We start from the raw sequence: 22,211 nt of genomic DNA on the forward strand, positions 1-22,211 counted from the left end.
TATCCATCCAATACCGCAGACATGAGTTCCGAACAAACTGAGATGTTTGGATTACTTCATCGATTGCTTTATATTGGTGTGATTTCCCTTTTGCTTTGAATTCGTAGACTATCATTGACGCTAGCTTGCTTGGCGTATAATATTATCATACCACATAGATGCTATATGCAGAAAGTAAGTTAACCGTCGTAAACGACGGGGGTTGCATCCCGCTTTTTTTCGGTCAGACAACTAACCACAATCATCTGTACTCGGAGTTACGCATCAACCGGGTTTGTGAACCAACAAGTCGTTTACTCCTGTGTAGATCAGCACAGAAGACATCAAGAAAAATTATCTTCTCGACTTGGGAGGCGTTTTATGTTGTCTCAACACCCACTCGAAAACCGACAGGGGTCGAGTCGGACGTTTAGAGGTTTTAGCATCAGGTTTAATCAGTTTGGTTTTGATCAAAATCTCTGTAAAACCTTTTCCCAGGGGTTCGAGCGGGGATTTTTTGGGAGAACTAGGAAGTTTATCGATTTGCCACCAACTCCCCAGACAGTAACCGCAAATACTGCTGATTACCCCTAAGAAAAGGCTTAAGTTTAAAGAATATCCCAACCCAAAAAAGCCAAGGGTGATCAGGGCGCCAAGGATAAATCCAGTAGAGAATCCAGCCGTCTTAGAAGAAGAGGATGCCATAGATTTTTGCGATAGTTTCACTCTCTATTGAACAGCAAATCAGTGATCACTCAACGGTAAATCGCGATCAGTTATTCGATCTTGAAACGTTGGGTGCGATGCCTGTAGGCCAGTCACCTGTTGGCGGCATTCTCAATTGTGAATTTTCAATTGTGAATTTGGACTCCTGTTGCTCAACCCCCTCATTCTCTACCGTTGTTACATTCTGATAGAGAGCTTTAATTATTCTTTGTCCATGATAGGTACAATTCAAATAATGCAGTGCATCTTGAATATAAGAAAACACAACATTATGAAAAAAGTTGGGGTAGGCTCTGCGTAAATCTTGGGGGTTCCGATAACCTAAATATTGATGAGTGCCAATTTCTTCAAACTCCCGAAACAGCCTTGTCATCTTAACAAGATAATCAGGATCAGCTAACTGACCAATTAAATCAGCCGCTCGAACTAAACCCGGATAATTAACGGTATCTTGATATTTTGCCGCTTGGGGAACCGGAAAACGGGTGAGTTCAATATTATCCTGAACAGTGTCAATATCGAGCCAGTTACAGTGGCTAAAATTTTCCGCTACAAACAATTTACCGCGATCAACATGATAGGGAGCTAGACTCGCATCAGTCGTTTTAGGAGATAAATAAATGGTTTCCTGACTAGAGGCGATCGCATAGCGCTGTTGTTGAATGCGATCAGCACGACAAATTCCCTTACGATAACCAATATCGTGACATAATAGGGAAACTATTGTGTTCAACCAATCTTTGCGGGAAACGTTACCTTCGCTCAAATGTTTGCCTCGAAGGATTTCTAGTCCCGTTAAAGTCACTAAGATACTGTGTTCGAGATCGTGATAGGGTGCATCAGTCGAGGCAATTTTTGCCAACACAATATCAGCAACCGAGCAAATTTTATCAATAGACTCAGACTCAAAGCAACCGTAAAGGTCAGTATAGGCTTTTTGCAGTTGCTTGTTACAGGTTTGAACGAGGGCTGATGTACAAGGATGAGACATGAAAGACACTCCTACTTGACGAGGCTAAAAGATACGGGGTTAATGGGATCAGGGTTTTTTCATCTATTTACAGTTTATTAAACTTTAGTTCTAATGAAAACCAAAAAAACTCATAAGTTATAGAGATTCGTTTTTCTTCCGCATTTTGCCAAAAAATTAGGGGGGAATTGAGCGTTTTTTAAAACCTCATAAAACCTCATAAACCCTCATCTCTTTTTCAAACTGTGACTTCTATCACAACCCGAGTTTGATTTTCCTCTAAAATTAAAAGCAAAAATTCATATCAATCGTTTATCTGGGTAAACTCAGTATACTTTAGGTTTGAAATTCCCGTTCGCAAAATTGGAATACTCATGGACGCTCAAGAAGCACTAGACTATATTGATGATCTAATCTTTGCTAAGTTTGGCAAGCATCTTAATGATTTAGAACGAGACGTTTTTATTGGATCTTGGCAAGATAAAACCTATAAAGAGATTCATCCGCTTAGTCCTGAATATATTGAAAAATTAGTAGGCTACCAATTATGGCAAAAAATTTCTGAGGTTTTAAATGAAAAAGTGAGCAAAAAAAGTTTTAAGGGAGCCATTCAAAGAAAAATCAAAAATCAGTCTTATCAAACCGTGTTAATTAGTTACCAAAATCAGGAACCTGATGCAAGATTAGCCGCTCAATTTGAAAAAGCTATTGCCGCAGATGGACATCAAGTTTTTATCACTCCAGTCGAAATTCATGATTTTAATTTATCAAAAAAAACAACAGATTGGTTCTCGAAAATTGATAGTCAACTGAAACTTTGTGACTATTTTTTACTTTTGTTATCTCCCCAGGCAACCGTCAGTGAAATTGTCTTAGAACAACTGAAACAAATCAAAGAACTGCGAGAGATTCGGAACAGTCACACACCCATTATTTTACCGATTCGCGTTAATTGTCCGGCTTGCTTACTGTTTAACCATGACTTGCGAAGCTATCTATTAGGAACCTGTCAGCGAGAATGGAAATCAGCCGTCGATACTGCCGTGATTATTCAAGAAATTAGAATGTTTTTATCCCAGAATATTCATTGGGAAAACCGCGAATTTTCTCTGCCCACTTGGGAAGAATGGAAAACCGTAGGAATTGAAGAATGGGAGCAAGAAATTAGTCAAATTTCCAGCAAAACTTTAGATTCATATCTTCTTCCCGATGAATCAAAATCAATAGCAGAAATTCCCTCACCTTTACCTGTTGCTGAACCTGAACTTCCCCAAGGTCAAGTCCGTTTAGCTTCAGCATTTTACATTAAAAGAGATCCCTATGAACAACAATGTTATCAGGAAATTAATTCTCCCGGTGCATTAATTAGAATTAAAGCGCCTCGACAAATGGGCAAAACATCTTTAATGGCAAGAATATTATATCAAGCCAAAGAGCAAGGATTGAATACAGTCCCTCTGAGTTTTCAACACGCAGATGGAAGCGTTTTTACGAACTTAAATCAATTGTTGCGCTGGTTTTGTATTCGGATTGCACGCAAGTTACGTTTACCCTATAAAGTTGATGATTATTGGGCGGATATGTTTGGGAGTAAAGATAACTGTACAGCTTTTTTTGAAGATTGTATTTTACCGGAAATGGAAACACCGCTTGTCCTTGGTTTAGATGAAGTTGATCGAGTTTTTCAACATCCTCATATCGCCGATGACTTTTTTAGTTTATTGAGAGCGTGGTATGAAGAAGCGGGTTATGGAAGCGGAGACAGTAACCTGTGGGAAAAACTCCGTTTAGTGATTGTTCATTCTACAGAAGTTTATATTCCTCTAGATATTAATCAATCACCGTTTAACGTGGGATTACCCATTGAACTCTCCGAATTTTCCCCTGAACAAGTCGCAGATTTAGCCCATCGACATGGACTGAATTGGCAAGAAGAACAGATCCAAACATTGATGAAAATAGTTGGGGGTCATCCTTACTTAGTGAGAGTCGCAATGTATCATATTGTTCGAGAACATTTAACCCTAGAAAACCTAGCCGAAACCGCCTCAACAGAAGCCGGAATTTATGGCGATCATTTACGCCGACATTGGTGGAATTTACAGCAACATCCTGAACTATTACAAGCCTTAACTCGAGTTGTGGCAGTTAACGAATTGGTCGAGTTAAAATCAGTTCTTGCCTTCAAATTGCATAGTATGGGATTAGTTAATTTACAAGGGGATAGAGTCACACCACGATTTGATCTATATCGCCAGTATTTTTCTCATCGTTTAACCTCAGAAACAGTAGATTTTTTATAAAAAAACGGTTTTCAACACTTTACTCCATCCTAATTTATTCTCTACTTTCTGATTTTATATGTCATCTACACTTCCCCAACCCATGAACTTAACTTATAGCTATAAAGTAGGAGGACATTTACCCTTTGATGCTCCGACCTATGTCGTGCGACAAGCAGATCGAGAACTTTATAAAGCCTTAAAAGCGGGTGAGTTTTGTTATGTGTTAAATTCTCGACAAATGGGAAAAACCAGTTTAAGAGTGCGAACAATGCACCGTTTACAAGCAGAAGGATTTGCTTGTGCTGCTATTGATCTGACTAAAATTGGCTCTCAAGATATTACCCCAGATCAATGGTATGCTGGAATCATGCGACAGCTTGTCAGGAGTTTTAAGCTTTCGATTCAATTACAACCTTGGCTAGAAGATCGTCAATATCTTCCCCCTTTACATCGTTTAAATGAGTTTATTGAAGATATTTTACTCGAATCTGTTCAACAGAAAATTGTCATTTTTATTGATGAAATTGACAGTATTTTGAGTTTGAATTTTTGTGCTGATGATTTTTTTGCCTTCATCCGTAACTGTGATAGCTATCGCTCAATCGCCTTTGCGTTGCTGGGAGTTGCCACACCTTCAGATTTGATTCAAGATAAAACTTGTACGCCGTTTAATGTCGGTCAAGCCATTGAATTACATGGATTTCAATACAGTGAAGTACAACCCTTAATTCAAGGATTGATAGATAAAATAAGCTTTCCTGAAGAAGTAATGAAATCAATTCTTTATTGGACAGGCGGGCAACCTTTTTTAACTCAAAAAATATGTAATTATATCCACAAAAATTTTGAAGAAACTAGCAAAACTATCAAGATACAACCTGAAAATATTGAGCAATGGATTACTGACTTAGTTCACAAAAAACTGATTCATAATTGGGAAGCCTTAGACGAACCACCTCACCTAAAAACCATTCGAGATCGTCTCCTCAGAGCCGATGAAAAAAATATGATTCGTCTAAAACTCTATCAAAAAATTTTGCAACATGAAACAGTTTTATCAGATTCTAGTTTGGAACAAATGGATCTGAGACTTTCTGGATTAGTCGTTCAAACCGACAATAAACTTCAAGTTTATAATCCGATCTATGCAGCCGTTTTTAACTTAAAATGGGTTGGTAAATCCATTAGTTTACAGCAACCTGACTTTCATCAAATTATTACTCAGCAAGAGAAAAAATTACTGTTCTTGTTGAAAAAGATGGAAGATAAAGGATTTGATGACATTCTCAGCGAAATTCTGGGTTCAATTGTCTTGAAATTAATTGAACTAATGAGCGTTGATCGGATCGCGATTTATTTAGTAGATCGCGAGAAAAACGAAATTTGGATTATGAACGCAAAAACAACAGGAGGTCAATCTACAAAACTACAAATTATTGCCAACAATCAAGCCACAGGACGAGTCACAATCTTTAGAAAACCGCTCAATCCTCTCCTAGACTTTTCAGAAAATTGGTATTCTGCGATCGCTCAAGAGCAAAATCAATGGACAAGCTATAAAATCTATCATCAACTCACCGTCCCTTTATTAAATGAATCCAAAACCCTTTGTGCATTTGTACAGCTAAATAACAAGTTAAAACTGCCTAATCATTCCAATTTACCTTTGAGTGAACAAATCGATTCACTCGGATTTACAGACACAGATAAACAACAGTTTTCTAAATATGCTCCGTCTCTACAACGCATTCTCGAAAGTTGCTACGATAGTTATAAACTAACGCAAAAAATACAAGTCTCAGAAGCTCTCTCAGAAGCCACTCGTTCCGTTTCTTACAGTAGTTTAGATGCAGAAGAAATCATTCAACGGGTCATGGATGCAGCCAAAAAACTGATGAATGCTGACCGGAGTACCCTCTGGTTATTCGATGCAGAAACCGATGAACTCTGGACAAAAATTCCCTTTGAAGATGGTTCAGTCAAAGAAATACGAATTCACATCGGACAGGGTTTTGCTGGACAAGTTGCCCAAACCGGAAAACCCCTGAATATTCCCTTTGATCTGTACAATCATCCCGACTCAGAAACCGCCAGAAAAACCGATGAAAAAACCGGATATCGCACCTGTAGTTTACTCTGTATGCCTGTTCATAGTCCCGATGGAGAATTGTTAGGAATCACTCAATTAATTAATCGCCGCAAACCCGGTGAATATCCCGAATATGACCCCAATACTTGGCCAGAAGCCCCAGAATGTTTTGAGGCAAGTTTTGATGTAAATAGTCAAAAATATATGCAAATTTTCAACTCTCAAGTGGGCGTAGCGTTGCAAAATGTCCGACAATTTGAAGAAATGAAACAACGGGCAGAAAATAGTCCTCAAAGCATCGTCAGTAAGACCCTAGCCATGCTCAATCAAGTCATGGATGGTCAGGGATTTGATGAGATTTTAGACGCAACATTACGGTCAATTACCCTGAAAACAGGTAAGTCTTTAAATGCAGACCGCACGACTATCTTTTTGTTAGATGAGGAGCAAAATGAATTCTGGTCTATTGTAGCCGAAAGTGAGGAAAATCGCTCTTTAGAAATTCGAGTTCCAGCAAATAAAGGAATAGTGGGAGAAGTCGCTGCGACGAAAAAAGCAATTAATATTCCCTATGATTTTTATGATGATCCGCGTTCAGAAACCGCCAAAGAACAGGATCAAAAAAATGGATATCGCACTTACTCAATGTTAGCAATTCCGTTATTAAATGAGTTTTGTGAACTCGTGGCGGTTGTGCAAGCGATTAATAAATTAAAGCCCGATTCTCGCAAAACAGATAGTCTTTTTTATAAAATAGATTGTCAGGGTTTTACAGAAGAAGATAAACAAGAATTTGCGGAAAATGCGGCTTTAATTCGCATGATTTTAGAAAGCTTTTGTTCTTTCCATAAAACCGCTCAAGGACGACGAGTTGCAGCAGCATTAATGGCAGCAACCCGTTCAATTCAAGGGAGTAGCTTAGAAATAGATGAAATTATCAAACGGGTCATGGATGCGGCTAAAAACTTAATGAATGCAGACCGTAGTACATTATGGTTACTCGACCGTAATCAACCCGATGAATTGTGGACAAAAGTCACCTTTGATGATGGTTCAGAACGAGAACTTCGGATTAAAATTGGACAAGGTTATGCCGGAAAAGTCGCTCAAATGGGAGTTCCGTTAAATATTCCCTTTGATTTGTATGAATATCCAGACTCAGAAACCGCGAAGAACACCGACGAAAAAACAGGATATCGGACTTGTAGTTTACTCTGTATGCCTGTTTTTAATCCGGATGGGGATTTAATTGGAGTCACGCAATTGATTAATAAAAAGAAATACAGTGATGAAATGAGTGTTTGCTTAAAATATCATGATCCCGTCCCCGATTTATTTCAAACAAGCTTTACCACAAGTGACCAAAAATATATGCAGATTTTCAATAATCAAGTCGGTGTGATTTTACAAAATGCCGAATTATTGGCAGCCTTGAAACAACAGGAAGAAACCTTAAAATTTCAGTCAGAACGGTAGGGATTTTACACAGTTTACCATTCTTGCTGATTGAGTTTTTTCGGTAAATTCAACCTGGGAAATTGATAGAATGTATTCCCTTCTTCATCAAAATCCGGTAAAGCCGAAAATACTTTTGCTTGTCGTTCGAGATATTCTTGAGCAACTTCAGGACTGACTTGAGCGATCGCCGCCAGTTGAATCAGTGAAATGCGGCTATCTTGGGCTTCTAATAATTGGTAGAAGCTGTTGTCAAGTCGGCGCTTTGCTTCTTGATTTCCACCCACTTGAACAATCAGTAAACCGATTAGAACTCCTAATCCTCCAACAAAAAATAATTCGATAAAAGCCATAATTTTACAATTAGATAAACTTTCAACTAACAGTTAACCGCTCTTAATTTTTTTATATTTTTATCACGGCTAACGGCTAATTCCAGGCAAAATTGGCATTAGCCATTAGCACTTTGATTTTGTTTGATGGGGTTTAAATTTTTGAGCTTAAGCCCCTTGAGGAACAATTAAATGTTCTGCCCCTTTAATGACTTTAGCAGACTGAATCACATCTCCTTGCTGAATATTCTCTAAAACATCTTTGCCCTGAGTCACATACCCAAACGCAGCAAAGCGACCATCTAATATATTTAATCCAGCCGGAGTCAGTTCAGGTTCAAACAAGAAAAAGAAAATCTGAGAAGAACCGCCATTCGGTAAAGGTTCAGGACGGGCTAAAGCCACAGTTCCGTAAGCCGAAAAAGGTAAAACGGGTTGATCTCGATAACGACCCATTTCTTCTAATGTGAAACCATATAGGGGTTCTGTTTCCCCTTGCACTAAAATTTCTAAGGGAATATTGCGCTCTTTACCCGTTTTAGGATCAACAAATCCCTCTTCTTTTCCGGGTGGATCACCGACTTGTAGGAAATAGGATTCTTCAGCACGCACAAATTTTAAATCATTATAAAATCCCCGCTCAACCAAATCCACAAAATTCCCGGCTGTAATCGGTGCGCTATAGCCATCAGCAACAATGGTAATATCGCCTCTAGTGGTTTTGAACTCAACGGTAGCTCGCCCTTTGAGTTGAGGTAAATTGCTATATTCTGAGGGAATTTCGTAGGGAAACTCTTGCACCATTAACTCTTCGAGTTGACTGATTTGTTCGAGGAGTTTGGCTCGGGTTTCGAGGATTTTTTCCCCATCTTTGAGTTCCAACGCTTCCCGTAAAATATCCATTCCCCCTTGCAGTTGACTAATGATAGCTTCAGCTTCGGGTTGTTGACCTTCGGGAATACTTGCCAACAATTGAGATTCTTGGGTAGTCAGAACCCGCGAGGCGATCGCAATATCGCCGCTAATCGGACTCCAGCGCTTACCCCGAATGCGCGTGGCAATTTCTTCTAGACTCCGTTGCATCTTCCGCACAGGTTCGTTATCAATAGGCAGGGCATAACGTAATAACGCTTTGCCATCCGTGATCGCATTTCCTGCGGGTAAAACACTCTCCCGTTTGGGTTGACTACTGTTGCCATCCCACCAAGCACCACTCAAACCGATAGAGAGTGAACACAATAGCACCAGGACAACTCCCGTTCTCAGCCAACGCTTGCAAGTCTCTATCATAGAATCAGGCCAATGCAGCATAAGTCTCCGATTGATTCACTTTCTCATATTACTACTGTAGAGACCTTTGACACTCCTCACGAATCAAGCGACGAGGATTCTTCGTTCAATTTCTGATGTGAATATTAAGAACTCAACCACAACACTACAGATGAGCGCCCGTTGAGAGGTAAAATAAAATGCCGATTGTTTCTGCACCAAAAGAAACTCCATGATTTCCAGTAACGATTTTCGTCCAGGTGTCACGATAGAATTAGACGGGGGAGTTTGGCGGGTGGTAGAATTCCTCCACGTCAAACCCGGAAAAGGTTCTGCATTCGTTCGGACAACCCTAAAAAATGTGCAAACAGGTAACAAACTAGAGCGCACCTTCCGGGCTGGTGAGACAGTCCCTCAAGCCAACTTGGAAAAGAGCGTCATGCAGCATACTTACAAAGAAGGCGAGCAATTCGTCTTTATGGATATGCAGAGTTACGAAGAAGCTCGTCTAAACCCTGATCAAATTGGGAGTGGCGTTAAATACCTCAAAGAAGGGATGGAAGTCAGTGTCGTGCGCTGGGGTGAGCAAGTATTAGAAGTGGAACTGCCTAACTCCGTTGTCTTAGAGATCACTGAAACCGATCCCGGTGTTAAAGGGGATACAGCCACTGGAGGCACAAAACCTGCCATTGTAGAAACCGGAGCAACCGTAATGGTGCCACTGTTCATTTCCATCGGAGAACGTATTAAGATCGATACTCGCAACGATACATACTTGGGCCGGGAGTAGATCGGCAATCTTCTCAGCAGGTTGTCTGATTCCGACTTGAATCCCAGTTGGTTCACACTAATCAATATCAGGGGAAACAGGCTCAATTCAATCTCTAATATCCAATATCAATCGCAGGGAGACATACCAACTGTGCAACTTGATCTCAACCAGCTCCGTGAACTGTTGGCTGACATTGACAAAACGAATATCTCTGAACTCACACTCAAGAGTGCCGATTTTGAACTGACGGTTCGTAAGGAACTTCTCAACAGTGATCGCTCATTGTCACCTATGGGTTCTATGCTAACTGGTGGAGTTCGCAGTTCCGAGTTGGCATCGTCTCCTGTTGTTTCACCATCAGGAAGTTCTGTCACTGAAAAAGTCACCCCATCGGGTAGTAGTACAACTTCATCGGTTAGCTCAACTACACTTGCAACTGATTCTAAATGGGTTGAGGTGACTTCTCCAATGGTGGGAACGTTCTACCGTTCTCCTGCTCCTGATGAGCCGCCTTTTGTCGAAAAAAGCGATCGCGTCACAGTCGGACAGGTGGTTTGTATTATTGAAGCAATGAAATTAATGAATGAAATTGAATCGGAATTCTCGGGTCAGATTGTTGAAATTTTAGTCGAAAATGGTTCGCCCGTCGAATACGGTCAAGTTTTAATGCGAATTAACCCAGAATAGGCAATCATGCAATCTTGCAAAAGGCAATCTTGCAAAAGGCAGTCAGAAGTTCTGAAGTTCAGGAGTTCAGAAGTTACTGATAACTGACAACTGAAAAAACAGGTCACTGCTTACTTGTAGTTGGTTGCAAACAAGAACGCTCATGCTCGCAAACAAGACAATTTCCTGCTCACATTAGTTGCAAATATAAATGGCTTTATGCTCAGATTATTTTGCAAACTGGCTCACATTATTGCAAATTGCTCACAAACAAGATTTAATGCTCACATTAAGTGCAAATAGGCTGTAACCTACTACGCACAAAGGCTATCTCAACTATTTTCAAACTCCTGTCGAGCTTAAGACAGATGGCAAACCAGTTGTTTCTTCCTTAAGTCAGACTTTTACGGGAAGGATTCAAACAAAAGTATGTATCTAAAGATAGAGATTGTTTCAGTTTAAAATTGTTATGCTGTATCAATAATTTTTTCAACAAATATAGCGATTCTATCTGATTTTTCAAATTCGATCATTGCTGTGCTTGAGTTTCAAGCTGATCTCTGTTCACGAATGATTTAGGTTGGCTATAACGCTTAAACCGATACTTAATGAATAATAATTTGGAGGTTTTTAATTATGGCTGGCCCATTTAGACTTGCACCAGAAGAAGTACAAGATGGAATTCCAACCTGGGGTGGTGGAAGACAAACTAAGGTAATTGTTGATGCTCAAGCCGATGGTAATTTTGAGATGACAGCTGGTGGTTCAGGCACTGAAGTTAATGTCCTTAGACCAGGGCGAAATGAATTTCAGCGCTCCTTTGGAGGTGTATTATTAGCTGTAAAAAATTTAACTCTTGAGGATATTACCGTAAGGACGCAATAAACAGGTTTGAGTAGCAACTGTACAGAAAACCCCGCTAAGGCTGAAATCTTTGCTATGACGATGTTTCACACTCTAGTATTTGTGAAGCTTTGTATCTAACCCTGGGTTTAATTCGTAAAGTCCTTAACGTGACTTCTTGCACGCTTGCTACTCAAACGCCATAAAAGTGAAGTGCAAAGTTGTACATAAAATCACAAAAAGTCAATGAAAAAGAAATTCTTACTGCTTCTCGTTTTGTTTTTTGTTTTGACTTCTAGTTTTTTGAGTTTTCCTGGCAAAGCTTTTGCCTGGACTGTAAACAAAAAAAATGCTGAATTTGGCCAACTTACAAAGGCAGAACAAGCAAAGTTTGATATATTTCAGGATGAAATTCACAACCACGGATTGCATCCGAAAGATGCTGCTAAAGAAGCCGGAGATACAGACTATAAGCAACTAAAAGGAAATCAATTTCAAATTAGATTAAGTGGACGAGAGCGGGCTACATTTTTGGTTGATGACGAAAACGAAATAGTTACTATTCTACAAGTTGGCGGTCATACATGATCCCAAATGTGGATTTCGTGGAATACACACCCACAACTCTTATTAGTTAAATGTGAGCCAGTTTGCAAAATAATCTGAGCATAAAGCCATTTATATTTGCAACTAATGTGAGCAGGAAATTGTCTTGCTTGCGAGCATGAGCGTTCTTGTTTGCAAGCAACTACAGCTAACATTAATTCGATTGAAATTCCGCCTCAAAGTTTTTGCGAGTTGCAGGTTGTGGCACTTCTAAACCTTCGCCTCCGAGTATTTCCAAAGGTTGACCCCCCACAGAAATCCACACCTTAGCATCGGGATTGAGACTGCTTGCAGTATAAATCACTTGTCCTAAACGTCCAATCATCGAAGCACTGCCGCCCCCTGTGGTGAACTCCGGCGAAAGATTCACATAGACCTCACTAGGATAAGCCTGAACGCTTAGAAGTTGGGTTTGGGGGGGAATCTCACTAAAACGATTTTCGTCCGTTGGTTGAGCCAATAAACGCCGGAACGCAGCTTCTAAAACCACCCCCGGATCGTCTTCGCTCACCTCAACGGTAACAGGCGTAGCCACCCACTCAATTTGACCATTTTGATCTTGAACTCGGTAAATTTCAACGGTTTTTTCAACAGTTCCCGGTTGTTCGGCGCTTGGTGGCGGTAGGGGGGAAGGTTGTGATGTTTCCCCCGGAATGGGAGAGGGAACGGGTGAAACCACATCCGGTTGTTCGGTTTGACGGGTACTCAGCGTCCACCAGGTTATTCCTCCCCCGACTGCGATCAATAATGCGGCGATCGCAGCGATCATACCAACAGGTTTAGTATTCTCTTGCATCGGATCTCTCATCGCTATTTTCTGATTAAAATAAGCCCTCGTTTTCGGGCAACAATCCTAAAAATATCTACAGCCTGTTACCCGACGGGTTCCGACATTTTTATCAAGAACTTGAGTTGAGAAGGCGAATTAAGACGGGTTCGGAGTCAACAAAATAAGCTGTCGCGATCGCAGTGAACGTACCCCTTCCAAGTCAAGTTTGACTTCAGACAAAATCTCTTTAACCGTTTTTTGAGGACGCTCGGAGGTTTGGGATTGTTCCGACTGCATTAAATCGGTATTCACCTCACAGGCTTGCATAAACTCAAACTCCTCCTCAGATAACTTTACCAGTTGGTAGTCGTAATCAAATAAAGTTTGATTCGGCCAGCCATTAAGACAGGGACTCAATTGAGGAATTGCGGCGAGTAAAATCTGATCATTTGACCAGTTAGAACGAGCTAGGGGAGGACGAGCGAGGAAGAATTCATAATGAGTAATTTGCGGATCAAGCAATTCAATTAAACGGTAACGTTCGCGATCGCTAAGTCCTTTGACTCGTTCTATTAATTCGGGCGATTTTCCCAATAAACGCTCAATCTGCCAATAACCGCGATTAGAAAACCCGACAAATTCTAAACCTGAAGCATCAATTAATTCAAACAACGTCTCAATATTGTAGTCAATTTCTTGGGGATGGACGTACATATCCGCAAAACATTCATCCCGTTGATTTTCTAACGCCCAACGTTGAGCTTCATACTGAACTAAACGGTTATCTTGGGGGAGAGCTTCAAAAATCTCACGACCGATTTTAACCCCTTCTGGGTAGTTGTTCCGACGTTCACCTTGGATCAGGGCGATCGCTTGCTGCATCAGACGAATTTCCCAGCGTCCCAACTCAGCATAGACAAAAATGTGCATTAAGCCACCGGGAGCCAATTTTAACGCCAAAGTTTGCAGTCCACGCACCGGATCGCTTAAATGATGCAACACTCCCACACAGTTAATTAAATCAAATTGACCCGTGAGTTGACCAACATCATATAAACTGAGACAGCGAAACTCAGGAACCGGAGTTCCCGGCGTAGAGATACCGGAGCGTTGAGTCCGTTCCTTAGCCACTCGGATCGCCCCTTCACTGAGATCGATCCCAATGACAGAAGCTTGGGGGTTAAGCTGAATCAAATATTCGGTACTCGAACCCGTCCCACAGCCTGCGTCTAGAATGCGAATCTTGTCTTTGGGGGGAGTGCGACCCGTACAAAAATTATAAGCCGCTTGCCAACACCAACGCCAGTTATATCCGGGTGGGGGTTCATCGAGTAAGGGATCTGGTGGGAAAGGGTAAGTATCGTAAAGTCGTTGAACCGCAGTGCTAATCTCTTCCATAATTTACCCTCGTTGTGGCTGTCTGCTGAGATTGATCTCATAAAATGGGTTGACAACAGAGAACTGTAGCAGCAAGATTGCTGTTTTCCCAAGTTTAAGGGATGTTGAGCATCTTGGCTCTGTTGGCTGTCTCCGTCCTCTAGATCCCCTCTGTCTGCAACCGTTGTAATAAAACTTATTCTTTTTTCTCAGATAACTCCTCCTAAATCTATACAATAAGTTTCGATACGCTTTTAAAAAAATACTGAGTAATCAACCCAAAACATTTTAATCTGAAAGAACGATTTGGCTAAGAACTCCAATCCTAACTGGGGAAGGTTAGCAAATATCATTGCTTACCTGACCCGTTTGTGGTTTGAGAGCCATCAGGTTAAAAGCTGTCATTGATTCTATTGTAGGGAGCAGATTAGATTCAGATGAGTGTTAAAGCAAGTGGTGGAAGCTCTGTTGCACGTCCGCAACTCTATCAAACTCTACCGATAGCAACGATTTCTCAAGCCGAGCAACAAGATCGCTTCTTGGCAAAAGGTGAACTGAGCGAACTGGCAACCTTCTTTAGCTCAGGGGCGCAACGTCTTGAAATTGCTCAGGTTCTGACTCAAAACTCAGAACTGATCGTGTCCCGTGCAGCGAACCGGATTTTTACTGGGGGTTCTCCTCTAGCATTCCTGGAAAAGCCTGAAGAACCTGAAATGGCAATGGCTGGCGCTGGTTCAGGGGATACGAGCGTTGCCCAAGGGATGAAGTTAGGAACGATCTCATACGTTGACAATAAAGGCAGTGGCGGCGGAATTTTCTCGGGCTTAAGGTCATTGTTTGCCGATGCGGGTAGTGGCCCTGCTGTGTTTATTCCATCGGGGTTCCAGCCGATTAACGTCTCTCGTTACGGCCCAGGTAACATGGCTAAATCCCTGCGAGATTTAAGCTGGTTCCTGCGTTATTTGACTTATTCGATCGTCGCAGGTGATCCGAATATCATCGCGGTGAACGTGCGGGGACTGCGAGAAATCATCGAAAACGCCTGTTCAAGTGCAGCGACGCTTGTGGCATTGCAGGAAATGCGACGAGCCTCACTCGGCTACTTCAAGCAAAGTGCAGAAGCTCAAGAAATTGTCACGAAATATTTTGAAGTGCTGATTTCTGAGTTTCAAGGGGCGACTCCTTCTAACAAGGTGCGTCAGCGTCCAAGTAGCGACCAACAAGGCCTAGAATTACCGCAAATTTACTTTAACGCCGCCGAACGCCGTCAAAAGTTTGTGATGAAGCCCGGTTTGTCTACGTCCGAAAGACAAGACATCATCAAAGCCGCTTATCGCCAGGTGTTTGAGCGGGATATTACCCGTGCTTATAGTCAAAGTATTTCGGATTTAGAATCCAAAGTCAAGAATGGCGAAATCTCCATGAAGGAGTTTATTCGTCGCTTGGGTAAATCTCCCCTCTATCGCAAACAGTTCTATGAACCGTTTGTTAATAGTCGGGTGGTGGAACTGGCGGCGCGTCACTTCTTAGGCCGGGGTTTATCCTCTCCTGAAGAATTTAGCAAATACTTCTCGATCATTTCCTCGGGCGGTTTATCTAAACTCGTCGATGCGATGGTAGACTCTCTGGAGTATTCCGACTACTTCGGCGAAGAAACCGTTCCTTACCTGCGAGGATTGGGTCAAGAAGCTCAAGAATGTCGCAACTGGGGGCCGCAAATTGATCTGTTTAACTACAGCGCTCCCTTCCGCAAGGTGCCTCAGTTTGTCACCCTGTTTGCGGACTACAACCAACCCTTACCCGATCAACACGTTTACGGTAAAGGAAACGACCCGCTAGAGATTCAGTTTGGGGCGATTTTCCCCAAAGAGACTCGCAACCCGAAAAACCGTCCTGCACCCTTTACCAAGGATACCCGCCGAATTCTCATTCGTAATGGGGCGGGAATTGATAACCAACTCAGCAACCCCACCGCCCGTCCGAACGATCCGGGTTCTTTAGGGCCGAAGGTGTTCAAGCTCGATCAGCTTCCTGGGGGTTATATCAGCAGTCGCTTTAAGCGCTCTGGAGGCAGTAACGGTAAGAGCGTTAAGTTCTCCGAAAGCTCAACCCAAGCGGTGATTAAAGCGGCTTATTTGCAGGTGTTTGGCCGGGAAGTTTACGAAGGTCAACGCCTCAAGGTTGCTGAAATTAAGCTGGAAAACGGCGACATCCCGGTACGCGAATTTATCAGAATGTTGGCGAAATCTGATACTTTCCGTAAGATGTACTGGACATCGCTCTATATTTGTAAAGCGATTGAGTATATTCATCGCCGTCTGTTAGGACGACCGACCTATGGGCGTGCTGAAATCAATTCTTACTTTGATATTTGCGCCAAGAAGGGTTTTTATGCTTTGGTCGATGCCATTATCGACTCGAAAGAATATAACGATTCCTTCGGGGAAGATACGGTTCCCTACGAGCGCTATTTGACCCCTGGCGGTGTTTCGCTGCGAACCATGCGGGCAGGCTCTTTACCCGAGAAAATGCCGCAGATTATCGTTCAGCAAGCGGTTGCTCCGCGCTTTGTAGAACTGGGTACCCCTGACTTGATGAAGGGTGAACTGGAACTGCAAAATCGTGTGGCTCAAGGGGTGAGTCAGCGTCGCCAACAAACGAAGATGTTCAAGCTGACGAATACCGCAGATAAAGTTGCATTACAGACTTTAATTCAAGCGGCTTATCGTCAGATTTTTGAACGGGATGTTGATCCGTATGTGGTCAAGAATGAGTTTACCGCTTTAGAAAGTAAGCTCGGAAACCGAGAAATTGCGGTGAAAGAGTTTATTGAAGCGTTGGGTGGAACTTCTCTGTATATCCGCGAGTTCTACACGCCTTATCCGAATACTAAAGTGATTGAGTTAGGAACGAAGCACTTCTTAGGGCGGGCGCCTCAAAATCAAGCCGAAATTCGCAAGTATAACCAAATCTTAGCGTCTCAAGGCTTGAAAGCGTTTATTGGGGCGATGGTTAATAGTCTGGAATATTCTCAGGTGTTTGGAGAGGATACAGTACCTTACCGTCGTTTCCCGACGTTACCTGCGGCGAATTTCCCCAATACTGAACGCTTGTACAATCAGTTGACCAAGCAAAATGGTGACATTGTGATTCCCAGTTTTGAGCCTGTGGTTTCTACTGATCGGAGTTAATCAAATATTGGGTTGACTTAACCGCTAAATTTTAGCGTTAGATGATTTTCCCCTGTTCAACTGAATGGGGGATTTTTTTACAGTTTACAGTCAACAGTAATCACCTGACCAGGTTTGAAACTGTCTCCCTATTACCCCATTCCCTTTTGCTAAATCAGTTGGTCGTCAAAACAGTTAAAATACGCTAACATCAAAAAATAAGGTGTGAGGAGTCGTTACATAATCTCCTGTGAAGTTAACAGATAAGAATCTGTTTTTAAACCCAAAGTTGAATTTTGATGTTTGTGACAGAGGTGAGTTTCTATGGCAAAATCTCAATTCCCTTTTGCTAACCGATTACTTCCCTGGTCTATTGTGATTGGTGTTCTATTGCTTTACTGGTTGGGAGTCAACCTAATGATGTAAAGGCTTTGAGAAATTAAAACACAGTTGGGGGTGGGTTAATAAAAACCCACCCTCTGTTTATTTAGACGAATTTAACGGTTTAAGACGCGACTCTAGCCGCAGTGCGAGTCCGTCGCCGTCCCGTTGCTTGGGGTGCTGTCGTGCTAGTCGCAGATTCCTCCTCGGGAGTATTCTCATCTGAAAGAATAATATTCCCCTCTGGAGTATTCATCAGCAAGACCACCAAGGGATTATTGGGCTGCAATTCCCGTTTTAGCGATCGCTCAATTGCCCGTTCGACTTGAGTTTCTACACCCACCCAGTCGATTTCTTTTTGACCCTCAAAACTACGAGCCAACTCTGACCAATAATCTTTCAAAGTGTTTTCAATCGCCTGAGTCATCGACTTGTTCAGCACTTCGTGATCGACGGATGTGACGACCCCTCGGAAATGAATTTTGGGTTTAGCGATTAACTGACCATTCAAATCAATAGCTACCGCTACGGTAATCACGCCGTCTTCAGCCAATTGACGCCGTTCCCGCATGACATCATCTTTAACAACCCCTGTGCGAGAAGAATCAACAGGTTCAATTCCCGCTTTTACTTTGTCAATAACAGCAATAGAATTTGGAGTCAGTTCGACGACATCCCCATTGTCAATGATGATCATATTTTCTGCTGGAATTCCCATACTTTGAGCCGTCTGAGAATGTTTAACCAGCATCCGATGTTCACCGTGTACCGGAACAAAGAATTTCGGACGAGTTAAAGCCAGCATTAATTTTTGATCTTCTTGACAGCCATGACCCGAAACGTGAATGCCTTTATCACGGCCATAAATCACGTTTGCCCCCAACATCATTAATTTATCAATGGTGTTAACAACAGCGATAGTATTACCAGGAATCGGGTTCGCAGAAAAGACAACCGTATCGCCTCTTTTTATGCTAATTTGTCGATGAGCGCCGTGAGCAATGCGAGTTAAAGCGGATAGGGGTTCTCCTTGTGATCCAGTCGTCAGAATTAACACCTTGTCATCTGGTGTATCTCGCAATGAGTTCAGAGGAATGAATAAGTCATCCCGGCATTTGATATAACCTAAATTTCGGGCATGGGCGATCACATTCAACATCGACCGACCGACAACGGCCACTGCACGACCTTGTTTTTGGGCAATACTGAGAATAATATTTAGCCGATGTACCGAAGACGCAAAGGTTGTCACTAAAATGCGTCCAGGTGCTTGTGCAAAAATCCGCTCTAAGTTAGGATAAACTGAACTTTCAGACGGGGTAAATCCGGGAGATTCTGCATTAGTCGAATCACTCAACAAGCAGTGAACGCCTTTTTCGCCGTATTCTGCTAGTCGTTGAAAGTCAAAGAATTCGCCATCAACAGGCGTGTGATCAACTTTGAAGTCTCCCGTATGAATAACAACTCCGACCGGGGTATTAATAGCAACGGTAAAACTATCAGCAATAGAGTGAGTATTACGGATATATTCAACTAAGAAACTCTTGCCAATTCTGACAATTTCTCGGGGACGAACGGTTCTTAATTCGGTGCGATCTGAGACTCCTGCTTCTTCTAATTTTCCTTGAAGTAATGCCATCGCTAGTCGAGGGCCATAAATCACCGGAACATCAAATTGTTTGAGGTGAAACGGAATTCCACCGATATGATCTTCGTGACCGTGAGTGACGATCATGCCTTTAATTTTATGGCGATTTTCCCGCAGGTAGGTGACATCTGGGAGGACGATATTAACGCCGTGCATTCCATCAGTCGGAAAGGCAAGTCCGGCATCTAAAAGGATAATTTCATCGTCATATTCAAACACGCAGGTATTCTTGCCAATTTCATGCAAACCGCCTAAAGGAATTATCTTTAAGCCAGTACCATCGCTTTTGCTGATCGGTTTCCTTACTGAAGTTTTACTTTTAATGATGGGTGTTGTTCCGCTTTTAATCATGTTTTCCTTTTGGTGTGAAAGTTTATGGTTTAACGATGAACTTCGATAGCTGAAAGTTAATCTGAGTCAAAAACTCGATCAATAAAACTTTTATCAACTAACGACAAAATGTTCATAGATATTCAGTTGTCTGAAACTTTACTTTTTTTATTTTGCCTTTAAGCTTTTAGCAAATTGAGTTCACTTAAGACTTGCTGCAATTGTTGGGTTACTTCAGGAGGGGGGTCACACAGGGGGGGGCGAGTATGACCGACTTTCCAGCCTTGCAGCTTCAGGGCTGTTTTCACCGGAATGGGGTTCGTCACGACAAAAAGTGCCTTGAATAGTCCGAAGAGTTTTAGATGAGTTTCAGTGGCGATTTGCACGCTTCCTGCTTCAAAGGCCTGAATCATCTGCTGTAATCGATCTCCGACTAAATGACTCGCAACACTCACCACTCCAATACCACCCACTGCCAGTATAGGCAATGTTAGAGAATCATCTCCAGAGTAGATCTTAAATTCTGGTGGTGTCAAGCGTCGAATTTGACTCACTTGGTCTAAACTGCCGCTCGCTTCCTTAATTGCGACAATGTTAGAGATTTCCGCTAAACGAGCTACTGTTTCCGGTTGTAGACTCTGGCTGGTCCGACCGGGGACATTGTACAGCATCATCGGTAAATCGGGACTGGCTTGTGCGATCGCCCTAAAATGTTGATACAACCCTTCTTGGGGAGGTTTGTTGTAATAGGGAACCACTTGCAACGATCCGTCTAACCCTAGTTTAGCAGCTTTTTGGGTTGCTTCGATCGCCTCAGAAGTACAATTTGATCCGGTTCCGGCCATAACTTTGGCTTTGGAAGAAACCGATGACTGCACAACTTTAAAGAGTTCGTACTCTTCTGACCAACTCAGTGTGGGAGACTCCCCTGTTGTTCCACAGACAACTAGGGTATCTGTGCCATGCTCAACCAAATGAGCTGCCAACTGTTCTGCCACTTCATAGTTGACACTTCCATCCTCCTTAAACGGCGTAATCATCGCCGTCATCACCTTTCCAAAACTTACCATCTGCCTTAAGATCAGTTGTGCTGTTTCTTCTGTTTATCTTTCCGAATCGCCTCACTTATTTGAGTTGCGGTTGACCTGTTGGAGCGTTCCCAAGCTTTTCCGGGTCGGGGTGCAAACCTCAATTTAATGACTCGCGACTAAAGATGAACGCCCTAAAAGATTTTTTGCGACTAATAACTCAGCGATTTGTACAGCGTTCAATGCTGCTCCTTTACGAACTTGATCGCCACTGAGCCATAGTTCTAACCCACAAGGATGAGAAATATCCTGGCGGATACGACCGACTAATACGGGATCTCGACCCGTTGCATCGATGGGCATGGGGAAATAATTGGCCTGCCAGTCTTCTCGCAGTTCGACCCCTGGAGCTTGAGAGAGAACCTCGAGCGCTTTTGCCACACTAAAAGGCTCATCAAACTCTAGATTAATCGCTTCAGAATGGGCGCGAAGTACGGGAACCCGCACACAAGTTGCAGAAATTCTCAAGTCTTCGACTCCGAAGATTTTCCGAGTTTCATTCACCATTTTCATTTCTTCTTGGCAATATCCCGACTCATTCAAGGGAGAATTATGAGGGAATAAGTTAAAAGCCAAGGGATAGGGAAAAATTTCCGTCTGAGGAGTTTCTCCCTGCAAAATAGCGAGGGCTTGGGCTTTTAGTTCATCCATCGCTCTAGCCCCGGCACCACTGGCGGACTGATAGGTCGAAACAACGATGCGGCGAATGGGCTGCACTTGATACAATGGCCAAACCGCCACGGCCATCAAGATCGTTGTACAGTTGGGGTTGGCAATAATACCTTGGTGAGAGGCCGCCGCCTCGGGGTTGACTTCCGGGACAATCAGGGGCACCTGTGCATCCATTCTAAACGCACTGGAGTTGTCAATCACCACAGCCCCGGCTTCTACCGCCTGCGCCGCCCACTGTTTAGACGTCGTTGCACCGGCCGAAGCCAAAACCAAATCTACCTGGTCAAATGACTGTTCGTTAACGGCTTCTACCGCTATTTTTTCCTCCTTAAACCGCAGTTGAGTCCCTGCCGAACGCGGCGAGGCCAACAGCTTCAACTCGGCGACTGGAAAGTTGCGACTATCCAACAATTCCAGCAATTCAGTTCCCACTGCACCTGTCGCGCCTAAAATAGCAACTCGGTAAGACTTAGACAAAGTTCAAAACCCTCCGCCATCGACAATTCTAAAATCAACCTGAAATTTCAATATCAAAATTAATAACAAACAAAATCAGTAATCTACAATAGGAATCTGGATCTAAAATCGCTTCTCAGAGCCACTGAACGCTACCAAGAGCGAGATTGGCTATCTCTAAAGAGGAAACTGAGGGGCAGCTTGTCGCTCACAACCCGTTGCGATCGCGAGATAAGATACAATTGCACATCTAGTCGATAGACTAACTCATCCCAAATTATAGTTCCCCAGAATCAAAGTGTGTTGAGGGGTTATTGAGTTCAGAATA

16 protein-coding genes and 1 pseudogene are annotated in these 22,211 nt (G+C 42.5%); 7 read left to right on the plus strand and 10 right to left on the minus strand.

Annotated features, from left to right (window positions below; all coding sequences use genetic code 11):
- From VB836_RS30495 to VB836_RS10855, 3 genes and pseudogenes are all read right to left on the minus strand, one after another.
- Positions 1–115, minus strand: a pseudogene (locus VB836_RS30495) (transposase); the annotation flags it as partial.
- Between the two features lie 218 nt (positions 116–333).
- On the minus strand, positions 334–684 hold the full coding sequence (locus VB836_RS10850) for a hypothetical protein (protein WP_046281538.1): 351 nt from the start codon (positions 682–684) through the stop codon (positions 334–336).
- A 67-nt stretch (positions 685–751) separates the two neighbouring features.
- Positions 752–1,696: an Npun_R2479 family HD domain-containing metalloprotein gene (locus VB836_RS10855; RefSeq protein WP_323219363.1), complete on the minus strand. Its 945-nt coding sequence runs from the start codon at positions 1,694–1,696 to the stop codon at positions 752–754.
- Positions 1,697–2,049: 353 nt separating this feature from the next.
- On the opposite strand from VB836_RS10855, the gene VB836_RS10860 reads away from it, so the two are divergent.
- Together VB836_RS10860 and VB836_RS10865 are read left to right on the plus strand one after the other, a co-directional pair.
- Positions 2,050–3,978 (plus strand): AAA-like domain-containing protein, encoded by a 1,929-nt coding sequence (locus VB836_RS10860; RefSeq protein WP_323219364.1) that lies wholly within the window; start codon positions 2,050–2,052, stop codon positions 3,976–3,978.
- 58 nt (positions 3,979–4,036) lie between these two features.
- Positions 4,037–7,525, plus strand: coding sequence for a GAF domain-containing protein (locus VB836_RS10865; RefSeq protein WP_323219365.1), 3,489 nt, complete (start codon positions 4,037–4,039; stop codon positions 7,523–7,525).
- A 14-nt stretch (positions 7,526–7,539) separates the two neighbouring features.
- Here the strand turns inward: VB836_RS10865 and VB836_RS10870 are convergent, their stop codons facing one another.
- Together VB836_RS10870 and VB836_RS10875 are read right to left on the minus strand one after the other, a co-directional pair.
- Positions 7,540–7,857: a hypothetical protein gene (locus VB836_RS10870; protein WP_046281535.1), complete on the minus strand. Its 318-nt coding sequence runs from the start codon at positions 7,855–7,857 to the stop codon at positions 7,540–7,542.
- Positions 7,858–8,004: 147 nt separating this feature from the next.
- Positions 8,005–9,147: a peptidylprolyl isomerase gene (locus VB836_RS10875; RefSeq protein ID WP_323219366.1), complete on the minus strand. Its 1,143-nt coding sequence runs from the start codon at positions 9,145–9,147 to the stop codon at positions 8,005–8,007.
- Positions 9,148–9,337: 190 nt separating this feature from the next.
- Here VB836_RS10875 and efp point away from each other — a divergent pair, with 190 nt between their 5' ends.
- From efp to VB836_RS10895, 4 genes are all read left to right on the plus strand, one after another.
- The gene (efp, locus tag VB836_RS10880) at positions 9,338–9,895 is read left to right on the plus strand and encodes an elongation factor P (protein ID WP_046281533.1); all 558 of its coding nucleotides are present in this window, start codon (positions 9,338–9,340) and stop codon (positions 9,893–9,895) included.
- 132 nt (positions 9,896–10,027) lie between these two features.
- Positions 10,028–10,564, plus strand: a complete 537-nt coding sequence (gene accB, locus VB836_RS10885) for an acetyl-CoA carboxylase biotin carboxyl carrier protein (RefSeq protein ID WP_046281532.1) — start codon at positions 10,028–10,030, stop codon at positions 10,562–10,564.
- Positions 10,565–11,179: 615 nt separating this feature from the next.
- Entirely contained in the window at positions 11,180–11,428 is a 249-nt protein-coding gene (locus tag VB836_RS10890; protein ID WP_323219367.1) for a hypothetical protein, read from the plus strand.
- 204 nt (positions 11,429–11,632) lie between these two features.
- A complete protein-coding gene (locus VB836_RS10895; RefSeq protein WP_323219368.1) occupies positions 11,633–11,974 on the plus strand; it encodes a hypothetical protein in 342 nt (113 codons plus the stop codon).
- Between the two features lie 172 nt (positions 11,975–12,146).
- Here the strand turns inward: VB836_RS10895 and VB836_RS10900 are convergent, their stop codons facing one another.
- Together VB836_RS10900 and VB836_RS10905 are read right to left on the minus strand one after the other, a co-directional pair.
- Positions 12,147–12,800, minus strand: a complete 654-nt coding sequence (locus VB836_RS10900) for a GerMN domain-containing protein (RefSeq protein ID WP_323219369.1) — start codon at positions 12,798–12,800, stop codon at positions 12,147–12,149.
- Positions 12,801–12,917: 117 nt separating this feature from the next.
- Positions 12,918–14,159: a class I SAM-dependent methyltransferase gene (locus tag VB836_RS10905; protein WP_323219370.1), complete on the minus strand. Its 1,242-nt coding sequence runs from the start codon at positions 14,157–14,159 to the stop codon at positions 12,918–12,920.
- A gap of 416 nt (positions 14,160–14,575) precedes the next feature.
- On the opposite strand from VB836_RS10905, the gene VB836_RS10910 reads away from it, so the two are divergent.
- Entirely contained in the window at positions 14,576–17,329 is a 2,754-nt protein-coding gene (locus VB836_RS10910; protein WP_323219371.1) for a phycobilisome rod-core linker polypeptide, read from the plus strand.
- Between the two features lie 484 nt (positions 17,330–17,813).
- Here the strand turns inward: VB836_RS10910 and VB836_RS10915 are convergent, their stop codons facing one another.
- From VB836_RS10915 to VB836_RS10925, 3 genes are all read right to left on the minus strand, one after another.
- A complete protein-coding gene (locus VB836_RS10915; protein WP_323219372.1) occupies positions 17,814–19,688 on the minus strand; it encodes a ribonuclease J in 1,875 nt (624 codons plus the stop codon).
- A gap of 158 nt (positions 19,689–19,846) precedes the next feature.
- Positions 19,847–20,737, minus strand: coding sequence for a 4-hydroxy-tetrahydrodipicolinate synthase (gene dapA, locus VB836_RS10920; RefSeq protein ID WP_323219373.1), 891 nt, complete (start codon positions 20,735–20,737; stop codon positions 19,847–19,849).
- A 123-nt stretch (positions 20,738–20,860) separates the two neighbouring features.
- The gene (locus VB836_RS10925) at positions 20,861–21,904 is read right to left on the minus strand and encodes an aspartate-semialdehyde dehydrogenase (protein WP_323219374.1); all 1,044 of its coding nucleotides are present in this window, start codon (positions 21,902–21,904) and stop codon (positions 20,861–20,863) included.
- Between the last annotated feature and the right edge of the window lie 307 nt (positions 21,905–22,211).

The organism is Limnoraphis robusta BA-68 BA1, assembly GCF_034932365.1.
GTDB classification, from domain to species: domain Bacteria; phylum Cyanobacteriota; class Cyanobacteriia; order Cyanobacteriales; family Microcoleaceae; genus Capilliphycus; species Capilliphycus robustus.